We start from the raw sequence: 13,682 nt of genomic DNA on the forward strand, positions 1-13,682 counted from the left end.
AGGACCGCCGCCGGAGCCGTGTACGAGGTTCTGTCACTGCTCGGCGAGCAGCGCGTACGCCGTGGACACGAACGGGTCGCCGGAGCGGAAGCGGCGGGTGCAGACGGCGGCGAGCGCGGTGCCCGTGTCGGGCCGGAAGCCGAGGAACGCCTGCTGGCCGAGCGTGGCGCCGCTGTGGAAGTACAGCGGGCCGCCGCCCGTGGGGTGCCGGAACCAGGCGAGCGTGTGCACGTGCCGGTGCCCGAACCCCCGGCGCAGCACCGGGGTGCGGACGGCGCGGAGGGCCGCCGTCAACGGGGGGCACCGGCCGGGGTCGAGGTGCGCCTCCAGGAAGGTGAGCAGATCGTGCGGGGTGGCGCGGACCGCGCCCGCCGCCCGGAATCCGCCCGCGTCGAAGGCCGGAAGCGTGCCCGTGCCGTCCTTGCCGTGGCCGACGGCGTCGAGCCCGTCGCCGTCGGCGGGGAGCGGGGCCGTGTCGTGGAGGGCGAGGGGGGTCAGGAGGTGCGCGGCGAGGAGGTCCTGCCAGTCGGTTCCTGTGGCCGCGCCGAGGGCGTGGCCGAGGACGGCGACGCCGAAGTTGGAGTAGCGCCAGCGGGTGCCGGGGCGGTGGTGAGGGCGGTGGCGCGAGCGCAGGAAGGCGTCGACGACGCGCGCGTCGGGGTAGCGGCCGTAGGGGTTGGTGCGCCAGGCGGGCAGCGCGCGGGGGTAGAAGTCGGCGGGGAGCGCGGGCAGTCCGGCCGTGTGGGTCACCAGGTGGGCGAGTGTGACGGGGGTGCGGCCGGGCGGGCGGCCGGCGCCGAGGAGGGCGGCGGCGGGCTCGCCTCCGGTGAGCGTGCCGCTTTCCACCAGGTGCGCCAGCAGCAGCCCGGTGAACGCCTTGGTGGCCGAGCCGATCTCGTAGCGCAGCCGGTCGCGAGGGCGTCCGGGCAGGGCGCCGGTCCCTCCGGTGACGACCGTGCGGCGGCCGTGGCGGGAGAGGGCGAAGACGGTGTCGGGGGCGTCGGCGGCGGAGACGGCCTCGGCCAGCCGCTCCGGCCAACGGCCGTCGTCCTCCTCCGGGTTCGGGGAGGGCTCGTCCTCCCGGCCGGTGGGCGGGCCCGGCCAGGAGGTGCGGTACGCCGTCGTCATGGGGCGGTGCCGGCCAGCTCGGTCAGGGCGCGTGAGGTGGCCAGGACCGAGGCGAACGCGGCGACCAGGGTGGAGTGGTAGACGACGTCGAAGACGGCTTCCTCGTCGCCCTCGGGCATGTCGCGGACGGCGGGCATGGCGCCGTCCGGCTGCTGAGCGGCGGCGAAGGCCCGCCAGGCCGTCTCGTCGAGCGTGGGGCGGGGCAGGCAGGCGTCCACCACGAGGAGTTCGCCGAGCAGGTCCCAGCGGCGCAGGTCCAGCCAGTCGTCGATCCACGCGGGCAGCCAGGTCGCCAGGTACTCGGCGATGTCCGCGGGCAGCCCGTCGGGGTTCTCGCCCCAGTCGGTCAGATGGAACACGCAGTGCGTGATGTCGTAGCCGATGTGACCCTCGACGGTCCACGGTTCGGGGGTGCGGGCCAGCCAGGTGGAACGCAGGGCCTCGGACTCCGACGGGCGGGGAGTGAGACCGAACCGGCGCTGGAACGCGGACAGTCCGAGCCGCCGGGTGGGGGTGGTCTCGAAGGCGAACCAGCTGTCGAGGCGGTTGTTCAGCACGACGTGGCGCTCGATCTCCGGCTGGCTGTACCCGAGTTCACGGAACGGCAGGTACACCTCGAAGGGGATCGGGGAGGCCGGTTCGGTGCGCTGGCCGCGCACCAGCATCGTGCCGCCGTCCAGGGTCTCCCGCCAGACGTGGTCGAGCAGGCGGCGGGCCAGCTCGGCCTGCCGGGAACCGGCGACGCCCTCGCGGAACAGCACCTTGCAGACCAGGGCGAGTTCACCGACCGGCTTGAAGCGCTCCAGGAAGCCCACCTCGGGGTCCACGTCGGTCTCGAGGCGAAAGCCGTGGCGGTGCGCCCACAGCCATTCCAGGGCGCCGACGCCGACGGTGTGGACGAGTCGGGTGTCGGTCATGCCGGCGCTCCTTGTCCGCCGGGCCGTCGTCCCGCCGCGGGCCGCTCGGCCGGGCGGGCTCCGGCCAGCACCGCCGCGAAGGCGGCCATGAGGGTGGAGTGGTAGTGGTGCAGGAAGTAGCGGTCGCCGTCCGAGCCGGGTCCGGCGCCGATGTCGTCCAGGTCCCGGTCGTCCAGGGGGACTTCGCCGGACGGGCCACGGGCCGCGAGCAGCCGCCCCCAGTCGCCCTCGGGGACGTCCTCGCCGGTCGTGCGGGCCACGATCGCGGCCACCGCGAGGAGTTCGCCGCCGAGGTCCCACAGCCCGGCCTCCAGGCAGGTGTCGAGCCAGGGCGGGAGCCAGGCGCCGAGGTAGGCGACGAGGTCCGGCGGCAGGGCGGAGACGTCACGGCCCCAGTCGCTGAGGTGGAACACGACGTGGGTGAGGGCGTAACCGGCGTCGCGGCCGAAGGTCCACGGCTCGGGCAGTCCGCCGAGCCAGGTCTGCGGCAGCTCCGGCGGCGCCTGCCCGAAGCGGTGGATGCCGCAGCGTTCCTCGGCGCGCAGCACGCCGAGCCGCCGCGTGGGGTCCTGTTCGGTGAGCCGCCAGCCGCGGGTGCGCGCCACGACCGCCGCCGCCCGTTCGAAGGCGGGGTGGCGCAGTCCGGCCGAGGCGAAGGCGGCGTACACCTCCAGCGGATAGGTGGCGAAGGGCTCCAGCCGCTGGAGCCGCAGGAACAACTCGCCCTCGTTCGTCTCCTGCCAGACGAAGCCGAGCAGTCCGCGGGCCCGGGCGTGCAGCGGATCGGCCGGCTCGGTGAGGCGGGTGACGGTGGCGCAGACCTGGGCGAGTTCGCCGAGGGGTTTCCAGCTGCGGTCGACCTCGCCGTCGGCGGCCAGCGCGTCCTCACCCAGGGCGAAGTCGGCGCGCCGGGAGTCCGCCCAGGCGAGGGCGTCCCCTGCGGCGGTGCGCAGGGCGACGGCGGTGCGGTGGGCGTCGGCGGGCGCGGTCACACGCGTGCTCCGGTCCGCATCCGGCGGGCCGCCTGCACCTGGAGCGTGACGAGCGGGTCCTGTCCGCCCATCAGTTCCACGAAGTCCAGGCCGGACTCCAGGCCGACGGTGTCCGGCACGCCGGGCAGCAGCGTCAGCCAGCGTCCCGCGCCGGCGGCCTGCCGCCAGTCCCGGCGGCGCACCGCGCGGACGAACCCGCGGGCGACGTCCACGGGCCGGCCCGCGGCGAGGCGGCTCACCGCGCAGTCCTCCCCGGGCAGCGCGAGAGGTGCCAGGACGGCGAGTTGATGGGTGACGAACTGCCAGGTCGCGCCGTCCAGCCACGCGGTGTCCGGCTCGGCCGGCGGCTCGGCGGAGGAGGGGTCGGCGCGGCGCAGGGTGCGGGCCATCGCCCAGTGGCTCCAGCGCACGGTGGGCGCGGCGTCCGCGCGGGGCGGGTACGCCTCGACCGCCTTGCGGAAGACGGCCAGCTCCGCCGGGTCGGGCGGAGTGCGCGACAGGAGGCCCGGCAGCAGCGCGTCCGCTCCCAGGACGCGTACGGCGGCCAGTGCCAGGTCCCCCGCTTCCCCGTCGGTCCCCACCGGGGGGACCACGTGGGCGTGGTCCCCGCCCCGAAGGGCGGAGACCACACCGGAAGCGAGGTCCTGCACCGCGGCCTGCAAGCGGGTCGAAGTGCCTGACTGCTCCATTCGACTACTCCCGTCGATCCGTCAGCCCTTCTTCGGGCGCGGGGTCGGAGGCGACAGCAGCAGCTTGGTCGCGCCGGAGAGGAGCGCCAGGGCGGCGCACTGCCGGCTGTCGCGGTAGACGCCGTCGGCCTCGACCGGGTCGAGCGCCGCCTCGATGTCGGCGGCCTGGATTCCGGTGACTTCCTTGATGACCTTCTCGTCGGTACGCATAACACCATCTCCCTGAGGCGTAGCGAAGTACCTTCCAGGTTCAGAATCACCCGAATCGGACAAATCACGCCACTTTTCTCTTACTTACTTTCGTCACTTCTTCAACATGCGGCGGCGGTACGGGTGCAGACGCCGCGACCGTCAGACGGCCGCCCGCCCTACGCCCGCAAGGACGACACCGCTGTGCGGGAGGGTGGGGACGCGGTGCAGGGAGATGACCAGATTCTGGTCCGGAACCGTGTACTCCATACGGGCTAGTTGCGCGGCGAGGGTCTCCAACACGCCGACGGTGAGGCCCTCTCCGGGGCAGCGGTGTCCCGTCGCCGGGTCGCCGCCGCCCTGCGGGATCAGCTCGTCGCGTCCGACGGCACGTTCGAGGAAGCGCCGCGGCCTGAAGGCGTACGGGTCGCCCCACAGCGTCTCGTCGTGGTTCTGGCCGTACACGTCGAGCACCACCAGGCCCCCTTCGGGGACCCACGCACCCCGCCAGAACAGGTCGCGGGCCGCGAGGCCGCCGAGGAAGGGCACGAACGGGTAGAAGCGCCGCACCTCGTGCGCGAACGCGGTTCGGAACGCCGCGTCCCCCTTCGCCAGCGGTGCCCGGTTCTCCGGCCACCGGTGCAGGGCGTGCGCGGCGAAGGCGACGAACCAGGCGAGGGCGGTGGTGGGGCGCAGCACGTTGAGCAGTTCCACGGCGGCGGTCTTCTCCTCCATCGGCTCGCCGTTCGGATCGCGATGCCCGCACACCCGCTCCAGCACCGAGCCGGCGGGTGCGGTGACCGTCCCGGTGCGCACGTCGCGGACCAGGCGGGCCAGCCGCTCCTCCTGGCGGCCGCGGGCGCGGCGGGCCCGTAGATGGCGCGGTCCCGCGCCGGCGAAGCCGTCCACCATCGCGGTCATGTCCCGGGCGACCGCCCCCGCCTCGGTGTCGTCCAGCGGCACACCCGCCCAGCGGTGGACGCCCCGCGTGAGCACAGTGGCCGCCTCGTCGAACAGCACGATCGACGCGCGGCTGCCCCATTCCGGTACGGCCTCGTCCCAGGCGTCGGAGACGTGCTCGGCGAGTCCCGCCACGGCGGTGGGTTCCAGCAGCGGCAGGAACAGCTCCTTGCGGGCGCGGTGGGCGGCGCCGTCCAGGGTGTGCACGGCCTCGTGCCCGAAGAGGGTGCCGAGGACCGGCTCGGGGATGGCGCGGTGCCGCTGTACGTTCCGTTCGTCGTAGAAGAAGCGGACCGCCTCCGGTCCGCGCAGGGCGAGGGCGGGGCGGCCCATGATCCGGGTGCGGACCACGGAACCGGACGCGTCGCGCATCCGGTTCGGGAGCCAGGCGTAGCCCTCGGCGAGGAGAGGCAGGGTGCGGTCGAGCAAGGGGCGGCTGAGTACGTCCATGGCGGGCGGGTGCCCGCAGGCCATCCCCGGACACTCCGGGGGACGGGCGTCACACCCGTCCGGGCGTGGCGCGGACCACGCCCCGATCGAGACCCGGGTCACGCCGGGGAGGGCGGGGCGAGGACTAGGGTGCTGCCGTCCTCATCCTTCTCCCCCCAGTTCGGACGGACCCGTAGTGCCGGCCCACCTCTCCCCCGTGATCGCGGCCACCGCGCAGTGGCTGACCCGCTCCTTCCCCGCGCCCGGCGGCCCGCTGTCGGCCGCCCTGTGCGAGATCCAGGCCCGCCAGGCGGTGACCGTGGCGGCCCGGCTCCGCCATCCGACGCCCATGGACGCGGAACTGGTCGGCCTGGCCGGCCCCGGCGGCGCTGCCCGCCTGGACGGCATCACCGGAGCGGAGGGTCTCGGCCCGGAGCCGTGGCGCTCGTGGGTCGACGAGGTCGTGGCGAGCTGGGCGGCGTGCCTGCTGTCCGACGCGGGCCTGGCCGCCCGGGCCGTGGCGGCACTCCCACCGGGCCCCGGCGAGTACCACCGCCTCCTCTCCCCTGACCGGACGGACACCAGGGCGGCCGCCTTCCTCCGCCACCCGGACCTCCTGTACACGGTGGCCCGCCTCCACGAGCCGTCCCTGCTGGCGCGCCTGGGCCCCGGATCCACGCTGGCGGCGTGACCGCACCCGCCGTGCCTGAGCGCGGCTCCCCCACCGCGTGCACCTCGGACGACCCCCGCATCGCCCGAGCGGGACCGCCCCCCGGGCCGACGCGCCCTGCTTCGCCGGCGGCCCACCGGTTCAGTCGTCGTCACGCCCCGTAGTTCACCCGACCGCACCAGGCAACCGTGCCGACCGCCGCCGTGCGGGTGAGGGTGTGGGCATGAGTAGCCCCATATCCCGGAAGTGGGAGCACGCTGTCGTGACCGGCGGCGCCGGGTTCGTCGGCTCCCATCTGTGCAAGGCCCTGCTCGACGCGGGCGCGGCCGTGACCTGCGTGGACGACCTGAGCACCGGCCGCCCCGAGAACATCGCCCCGCTGCTCGACCGGCCGGGCTTCACCCTCGTGCAGGCCAACGTGGCGGAGGAGCTGCCGGTGCGCCGGCGGCCCGATCTGGTGCTGCACTTCGCCTCGCCCGCCTCCCCCGCGGACTATCTGCGGCTGCCGCTGCACACCATGGACACGGGCAGCGCCGGCACCCGCAACGCCCTGACCCTCGCCCACGAGTCCGAGGCACGGCTGGTGCTGGCGTCGACGTCGGAGGTCTACGGCGACCCGCAGCAGAACCCGCAGGACGAGCGGTACTGGGGCAACGTCAACCCGGTCGGCCCGCGCAGCGTGTACGACGAGGCCAAGCGGTTCGGCGAGGCGCTGACCACCGCGCACGCGGACACCTATGGCACGGACACCTGCATCGTGCGGCTGTTCAACACCTACGGCCCCGGCATGCGCGGCCACGACGGGCGGGCGGTGCCCACCTTCGTGCGGCAGGCGCTGGCCGGTGAGCCGCTCACCGTGACCGGTGACGGCCGGCAGACCCGCTCGCTGTGCTACGTCGACGACACCGTCGCCGGCATCCTCGCGGCGGCCGCCCACGGTCTGCGCGGCCCCGTCAACATCGGCAACCCCTCCGAGATCAGCATGCTCGCGCTGGCCCGCCTGGTGGTGGCCCTCGCCGGATCCTCGTCCGAGGTGCGCTACATCGAGCGCCCGGTGGACGACCCCGCCGTGCGCTGCCCCGACATCACGCTGGCCCGCGACAAGCTCGGCTGGGAGCCGCGGGTGGGCGCCGAGGAGGGCCTGCGCCGCACGATCGACTGGTTCCGCGCCGAAGCGGCCCGCGGCTGAGGGGACCGCCCTCGCCGACTCCAGGACCAGGCGGCCGCCCCGGCCGCCGCCCCCACGCGAAAGGTCCGTCCGCCATGCGCATCCTCGGCATCAACGCCCTGTTCCACGACCCCGCGGCCGCCCTGGTGATCGACGGCCGTACCGTCGCCGCCGCGGAGGAGGAGCGGTTCTCCCGGCGCAAGCACGGCAAGCGGCCGCTGCCCTTCTCCGCCTGGGAGCTGCCCGAGCAGGCCGCCGCCTGGTGCCTGAAGCGGGCCGGGCTGCGCCCCCAGGACCTCGACGCGGTCGCGTACTCCTTCGACCCCGCCCTCGCCCGCCCCGCCGACGCGATGGGCCTCGACGACCCCTGGGACCATCTGCGCCTCACCTATGCGCGGGAGGCCCCGAACTTCCTGCGGACCGCGCTGCCCGGCCTCGACCCGGAGACCGTGCGCTTCGTCCCGCACCACATGGCGCACGCCGCGTCCGGCGCGTACGCCGCCCCCGACGCCGACAGCTGCTCCGTGCTGGTGCTGGACGGCCGCGGCGAACGCGCCTCCCACCTGGCCGCGCGCCGCGTCGGCGGCCAGCTCGAACCGCTGCGCGCCCAGGACCTCCCGCACTCGCTGGGCCTGGTGTACGAGGAGCTGACCGAGCACCTCGGTTTCCTGCGCTCGTCCGACGAGTTCAAGGTGATGGCGCTCGCCTCCCACGGCACCCCGCGCATGCTGCCCGAGCTGCGCCGGTACGTGTATCCGACCGGCGACGGCGGTTTCCACGCCGTCGGGGTGCCCTGGGCGGAACTGTGCGCGCCGCGCGGCCCGGACGAGCCGTGGACGCAGGGCCACGCCGACGTCGCCGCGAGCGCTCAGGCCGTGCTGGAGGAGACGCTGCTGGACCTGGTGCGCTGGCTGCACGGCCGTACCCACGACTCGGTGCTCACCCTCGCCGGCGGTGTGGCCCTGAACTGCGTCGCCAACTCCCGCATCGCGCGGGAGGGTCCGTTCTCCCGGGTGTGGGTGCAGCCCGCGGCCGGCGACGCGGGCACCGCGCTCGGCGGCGCGCTGCTGCTGTCCGCCGGGGCCGGGGACGCGCCCGAGCCGATGAGCGGCGCCGACCTGGGCCGGGACTGGTCCGACGCGGAGCTGGGCGCGTGGCTGAAGACGGCCGCCGTGCCCTGCGAGAAGCCGGAGGACATCGCCGTCACCGTGGCCCGGGCGCTCGCCGACAACGGCATCGTGGCCTGGTTCCAAGGGCGCAGCGAGTACGGGCCCCGGGCGCTCGGCCACCGGTCGCTGCTCGCCCACCCCGGGCACGCGGGGAACCTGGAGCGGCTCAACGACGTGAAGGGCCGCGAGCAGTTCCGGCCGGTCGCGCCGATGGTGCTGGCCGACCGGGCCGCGGAGATCTTCGACGGGCCGATGCCCAGCCCGTACATGCTGTTCGTGCACGACGTGGCGCCCGCCTGGCGGGACCGCGTGCCCGCCGTGGTGCACGTCGACGGGACCGCCCGCATCCAGACGGTCGACCCGGCGCGCGAGCCGCTGCTGGCGCGGATGCTGCGCGAGTTCGAGCGGCTGACCGGGCTGCCCGTCGTCGTCAACACCAGCCTCAACACGGCCGGCCGCCCCATGGTGGACGACCCGCGCGACGCGCTCGAGTGCTTCGGCTCCTCCCCGGTGGACCTGCTGGCCGTCGGCCCGTACGCGGTGCGGCGCGGCGCGCTGTTCCGCACCGGGGACGGCGGCGAGGAGGTGGCGCGATGACCGGGCCCGCCGCTCCCGCCGGGGAGTACGCGGTGGTGGTGCCGACCCTGGGCCGCCCGTCGCTCGCGGCGTGCCTGGGGGCGCTGGCCGAGTCGGAGGGGCCGCGCCCCGCGCGGGTCGTGGTGGTGGACGACCGCCGGGACCCGGCCGTGCCGCTCACCGCGTCCGTGCCGCCCGCCCTGCGGTCCCGGACCGTCGTGGTGCGCGGCGGGGCGCGCGGTCCGGCCGCCGCTCGCAACGCCGGGTGGCGTGCCGCCGGGGACGCGCCGTGGATCGTCTTCCTCGACGACGACGTGACGCCGGGCCCCACCTGGGCCGACGACCTCGCGCTCGACCTCGCGGGGGCGAGCGTGGCGACCGCCGGGATCACCGCGCGCGTCGAGGTGCCGCTGCCCGTGGACCGGGCCCCCGGCGACTGGGAACGCAACGTCGCGGGGCTGGCCGGGGCGCGCTGGATCACCGCCGACATGGCGTACCGGCGCAAGGCGCTGGAGGCCGTCGGCGGCTTCGACGAACGGTTCCGCCGCGCCTTCCGGGAGGACGCGGACCTGGCGCTGCGGGTCCTCGACGCCGGCTGGACGCTGGCGGAGGGACGCCGTACGACCACGCACCCGGTGCGGCCCGCGGACCGGTGGGTCTCCGTGCGGCTCCAGGCGGGCAACGCGGACGACGTGCTGATGACCCGCCTGCACGGGCGGGACTGGTGGCGGCGGGCCGGCGCGCCCCGGGGCCGTCTCCCCCTGCACCTGGCGGTCACCTCGGCCGGGCTCGCGGCGGCGGCGTGCGCGCTGACCGGGCGCCCGCGCGCGGCCACGGCGTGCGCCGCCGGGTGGCTCGCCGGGACCGCGGAGTTCGCCCTGGCCCGGATCCTCCCCGGCCCGCGCACGCGGGACGAGATCGTCACCATGGTCCTCACCAGCGCTCTCGTCCCGCCGGCCGCGGCCTGGCACTGGCTGCGCGGGCAGGTGCGGCACCGCGCGACTCCCGCCCACCGTCACCGGGCCGTGCCCCCGTCGCCGTCCGCGGCGGCGCCGGCCGGCGAACGGATGCCGACATGACCGGCAGGCCCTGCCCGCCCCGAGGCCTCGACGGGCCCCGGCGGGCGCCACGCGCACGCTCCCGGCCGCAGCCGCGGCCGGAACCCGATCCGCGGACGGGGTGTCCGCACCCCGGCCGCGACCGATCACGGAGGTGAGCCCATGACCGCGGACCTCGCCCCTGTCCCCCCGGGCGTGCTGTCGATCGCGCTCGTCTCGGAGCACGCGAGTCCTCTCGCCGCGCTCGGCGGGGTGGACGCCGGAGGCCAGAACGTCCACGTCGCCGCCCTGGCCACGGCGCTCGCCGACCGCGGACACCGCGTCACGGTGCACACCCGCCGCGACGCGCCCGACCTGCCGGACCGGGTGCGGCTGGGCGAGCGCGTGGAGGTCCACCACGTCACCGCCGGGCCCGCCGAACCGGTGCCCAAGGACCGGCTGCTGCCGTACATGGACGCCTTCGCGCGCGTGCTCGTCCGGGAGTGGCGGGCCCGCACCCCGGACGTGGCGCACTCCCACTACTGGATGTCCGGGCTGGCCTCGCTGGGCGCGACCCGGGAGGTGGGGCTGCCGCTGCTGCACACCTACCACGCCCTGGGCACGGTCAAGCGGCGTCACCAGGGCGAGGCCGACAGCAGCCCGCCGGAGCGGATCGGCTGCGAGATCGAGGTGGGGACCGGCTGCGACCGGGTCGTCGCAACCTGCCGCGACGAGGTCGCCGAGCTGGTCGGGATGGGCGTGCCCGCGGACCGGATCGGCGTCGTGCCGTGCGGCGTGGACACCGAACGTTTCACGCCGACGGGCCCGCGCTGGGCGCGCGGCCCGTACCGTCACCGGCTGGTCCAGCTGGGGCGGCTGGTGCCGCGCAAGGGCGCCGCCGTGTCGGTGGCCGCCCTGGCCCTGCTGCCCGGGACCGAACTGCTGGTGGCCGGCGGGCCCCCCGCGGAGCGGCTCGACGACGACCCGGAGGTGCGCCGGCTGCGCGTGCTCGCGCGGGACGCGGGGGTCGCCGACCGGGTGCGGTTCCTCGGCGGGGTGGACGCCGAACGCGTTCCGGCGCTGCTGCGCTCCGCCGACGTGGTGCTCTGCCCGGCCGACTACGAGCCGTTCGGCATCGTCCCGCTGGAGGCGATGGCCTGCGGCCGTCCCGTTGTGGCCAGCGCGGTCGGCGGCCAGCTCGACACGGTCGCCGACCCGGCCACCGGTCGGCTCGTGCCGCCCGGCGACCCCGAGGCGCTGGCCGCCGCCGTCGCGAGCCTGCTCGCCGACCCCGCCGGCCGCGAGGCCTGCGGGGTGGCGGGCCGCCGCCGGGTGCTCGCCCGGTACGGGTGGGCACGGATCGCCGCCGCCACCGAGGCGGCGTACTGCGAGGTCCTCGACAGCGAGCCGGCCGTGAGCAGGACCGCCGACGTGACCAGGACCGGCTGAACCTCGGGCCCGACCGGGCCGCAGACGTCCGACGCTGGAAGGAGGTGCGGGTGCCGTCGTCGTCCCCGGAGGGCGGCGCGCCCGACACGCCATGACCGAACACCCTGCCCTCGACGCCGCCCGTCTGCACTGCCGGTCCCTCCAGGACGCCCTCGACGGACTCGGCCGGCACGGTCTGCCCCGGATCGCCGACTGGGCCGGCCGGCTCGCCTCCGTCCTCACCGGCGGCGGCCGGCTGCTGGCGGCGGGCAACGGCGGCAGCGCCGCCCAGGCCCAGCACCTCACCGCCGAGCTGGTCGGCCGCTACCGCGACGAGCGGCCCGCCTACTCGGCGCTCGCCCTGCACGCGGAGACCTCCAGCGTCACCGCCATCGGCAACGACTACGGCTTCGACCACGTCTACGCCCGTCAGGTCGCCGCGCACGGACGCCCCGGCGACGTGCTGATGCTGCTGTCCACCTCGGGACGCAGCGCCAACCTCGTCGCCGCCGCGGTGGCGGCCCGGCGGGCCGGGCTCGGGGTGTGGGCGCTGACCGGCCCGGGCCCCAACCCGCTGATGGAGGCCGCCGACGAGAGCCTGTGCGTGGCGGCGGCCTCGACGGCGACCGTCCAGGAGGTCCACCTGGTCGCCGTGCACCTGCTCTGCGAGTGCTTCGACACGGCCGTGGCCGCGCCACCGGCGCGGACCGTGGCGGCCGTTCCCGGGAGGCTGACATGACCGGTCCCGAACCGCTGGTGGTGGTGGGCGACGTCCTCCTCGACGAGGACATCGAGGGCGTCGCCACCCAGCTGGCCCCCGACGCGCCCGCCCCGGTCGTCGACGTCACCGGGGACCACAGGCACCCGGGCGGCGCCGGGCTGGCCGCGGCCCTCGCCGCGCGCGGCGGCCGGGACGTCGTCCTGGTGACCGCGCTCGGCGACGACCCCGCGAGCGAGGCCGTACGGCAGCAGCTCGACGGGCGGGTACGGCTGCTGGAACTGCCGCTGCACGGCACGCTGCCGGTGAAGACGCGTGTCCTCGCCGGCGGGCGGCCGCTGGTGCGCATCGACCGGGGCGGCGGGACGCCCGGCGAGCCGGACGAGGCGGTGCGCGAGGCGCTGGCCGGCGCGCACGCCGTCCTCGTCGCCGACTACGGCCGGCACACCGCCGGCGCGGTCCGCCCCCATCTGGAGGAGGCCGCACGGCGCACCCCCCTCGTGTGGGATCCGCACCCGCGCGGCGAGACGCCGGTGCCGGGGGCCCGGCTCGTCACGCCCAACGGGAGCGAGGCGGTCGCGCTCTGCGCGGGCACGCCCGGCCTGTCCGGCGCGTCGCTCGGCGCCTTCGCCGAACGCGGCACCGAACTCGCCGAGCGCTGGCGGGCGGCCGGCGTCGCCGTGACGCTCGGCGAGCGGGGTGTGCTGCTGACCCGGCCGGGCGGCGGTACGCCGATGCTGATCCCGGCGCCCTTCCACGCGGACGGCGACACCTGCGGCGCGGGCGACTGCTTCGCCGCGACGACGGTCGCCGGGCTGGCGGACGGGCTGCTGCCGGAGGAGGCGCTGCAGCGGGCGGTCGCCGAGGCCGCCGCCTTCGTCGCGGCGGGCGGCGCGGGCAACCCGGACCTCTGGCACACACCGGTCGCCCCGGTCCCCGCCCAGGACCCGGCCTCCGACGCGTTCGAGCTGGCGCGGGAGGTACGGGCGCGGGGCGGCACCGTGGTCGCCACGGGCGGCTGCTTCGACCTGGTGCACGCCGGTCACGTGGGCCTGCTGGAAAGCGCCCGGCGGATCGGCGACTGCCTGATCGTCTGCCTGAACTCCGACGCCTCCGTCACCCGCCGCAAGGGCTCCGGCCGCCCCCTCACCCCGGCCACCGACCGCGCGAGGGTGCTGGCGGCGCTGGGCAGTGTGGACGCGGTGGTGGTGTTCGAGGAGGACACGCCGGAGAGGGTGCTGGAGCGGCTTCGGCCGGATGTGTGGGTGAAGGGCGGGGACTATTCCGTCCAGGATCTGCCCGAGGCGGCCGCGTTGCGGGAGTGGGGCGGGCAGGCGGTGGTACTGCCGTACCTGGACGGTCACTCGACGACGTTGCTGGCGCGGAGGGCTGCGGATGCGGTGTCGGTGGCTTTGAAGCCGACGGAGGGGTGAGCGCCCGCCCTTCGGGGCGCGGTGGGGAAACGCCCCGTAAGGGCGCGGGGAACTGCGCGAACGGGGGTCCGGGGGCGGGGCCCCCGAAACGGTGCGGTCAGCGCTGCCGCTTCGGGAGGTTCGGTTCGCCGGACTTCCCTTCGCGCAGTTCCCCGCGCCCCTTGGGCCGTGCTTCGGAG

General features: G+C 76.1%; 13 protein-coding genes. 7 read left to right on the forward strand and 6 right to left on the reverse strand.

All coding sequences use genetic code 11. The features are described from left to right. Positions 1-33: 33 nt before the first annotated feature. The 6 genes from ACF1AG_RS16230 to ACF1AG_RS16255 form a co-directional block, all read right to left on the reverse strand. Positions 34-1,128 carry a serine hydrolase domain-containing protein gene (locus ACF1AG_RS16230; protein WP_391809910.1) on the reverse strand — a complete coding sequence of 365 codons (1,095 nt, stop codon included), beginning with the start codon at positions 1,126-1,128 and terminating at the stop codon, positions 34-36. Then, positions 1,125-2,045, reverse strand: coding sequence for a DUF6895 family protein (locus ACF1AG_RS16235; RefSeq protein ID WP_387796493.1), 921 nt, complete (start codon positions 2,043-2,045; stop codon positions 1,125-1,127). Before ACF1AG_RS16235 ends, ACF1AG_RS16230 begins: the two co-directional genes overlap by 4 nt. Beyond that, entirely contained in the window at positions 2,042-3,037 is a 996-nt protein-coding gene (locus ACF1AG_RS16240) for a DUF6895 family protein (protein ID WP_359606893.1), read from the reverse strand. Before ACF1AG_RS16240 ends, ACF1AG_RS16235 begins: the two co-directional genes overlap by 4 nt. Then, the gene (locus ACF1AG_RS16245; protein ID WP_359606891.1) at positions 3,034-3,726 is read right to left on the reverse strand and encodes a hypothetical protein; all 693 of its coding nucleotides are present in this window, start codon (positions 3,724-3,726) and stop codon (positions 3,034-3,036) included. The genes ACF1AG_RS16240 and ACF1AG_RS16245 overlap by 4 nt, the downstream gene beginning before the upstream one ends. 21 nt (positions 3,727-3,747) lie before the next feature. Continuing rightward, positions 3,748-3,936: a hypothetical protein gene (locus tag ACF1AG_RS16250; RefSeq protein ID WP_048458282.1), complete on the reverse strand. Its 189-nt coding sequence runs from the start codon at positions 3,934-3,936 to the stop codon at positions 3,748-3,750. Positions 3,937-4,077: 141 nt separating this feature from the next. After that, on the reverse strand, positions 4,078-5,325 hold the full coding sequence (locus tag ACF1AG_RS16255; RefSeq protein ID WP_391809911.1) for a cytochrome P450: 1,248 nt from the start codon (positions 5,323-5,325) through the stop codon (positions 4,078-4,080). A gap of 175 nt (positions 5,326-5,500) precedes the next feature. On the opposite strand from ACF1AG_RS16255, the gene ACF1AG_RS16260 reads away from it, so the two are divergent. From ACF1AG_RS16260 to rfaE2, 7 genes are all read left to right on the forward strand, one after another. Next, entirely contained in the window at positions 5,501-5,995 is a 495-nt protein-coding gene (locus ACF1AG_RS16260) for a hypothetical protein (protein WP_359606887.1), read from the forward strand. Positions 5,996-6,197: 202 nt separating this feature from the next. Further along, the gene (locus tag ACF1AG_RS16265; protein WP_359606885.1) at positions 6,198-7,163 is read left to right on the forward strand and encodes an NAD-dependent epimerase/dehydratase family protein; all 966 of its coding nucleotides are present in this window, start codon (positions 6,198-6,200) and stop codon (positions 7,161-7,163) included. Positions 7,164-7,237: 74 nt separating this feature from the next. Further along, positions 7,238-8,908, forward strand: coding sequence for a carbamoyltransferase (locus ACF1AG_RS16270; protein WP_391809912.1), 1,671 nt, complete (start codon positions 7,238-7,240; stop codon positions 8,906-8,908). Then, on the forward strand, positions 8,905-9,966 hold the full coding sequence (locus ACF1AG_RS16275; RefSeq protein ID WP_359606881.1) for a glycosyltransferase: 1,062 nt from the start codon (positions 8,905-8,907) through the stop codon (positions 9,964-9,966). Before ACF1AG_RS16270 ends, ACF1AG_RS16275 begins: the two co-directional genes overlap by 4 nt. 141 nt (positions 9,967-10,107) lie before the next feature. Then, the gene (locus ACF1AG_RS16280) at positions 10,108-11,373 is read left to right on the forward strand and encodes a glycosyltransferase (protein WP_359606879.1); all 1,266 of its coding nucleotides are present in this window, start codon (positions 10,108-10,110) and stop codon (positions 11,371-11,373) included. 91 nt (positions 11,374-11,464) lie between these two features. After that, positions 11,465-12,091 carry an SIS domain-containing protein gene (locus tag ACF1AG_RS16285; RefSeq protein ID WP_387796501.1) on the forward strand — a complete coding sequence of 209 codons (627 nt, stop codon included), beginning with the start codon at positions 11,465-11,467 and terminating at the stop codon, positions 12,089-12,091. Then, the gene (gene rfaE2, locus ACF1AG_RS16290; RefSeq protein WP_391809913.1) at positions 12,088-13,503 is read left to right on the forward strand and encodes a D-glycero-beta-D-manno-heptose 1-phosphate adenylyltransferase; all 1,416 of its coding nucleotides are present in this window, start codon (positions 12,088-12,090) and stop codon (positions 13,501-13,503) included. The genes ACF1AG_RS16285 and rfaE2 overlap by 4 nt, the downstream gene beginning before the upstream one ends. The last annotated feature ends 179 nt before the right edge of the window (positions 13,504-13,682 follow it).

This window comes from Streptomyces sp. NPDC014764, from assembly GCF_043082785.1.
In the GTDB taxonomy this organism is placed as follows: Bacteria; Actinomycetota; Actinomycetes; order Streptomycetales; family Streptomycetaceae; genus Streptomyces; species Streptomyces althioticus.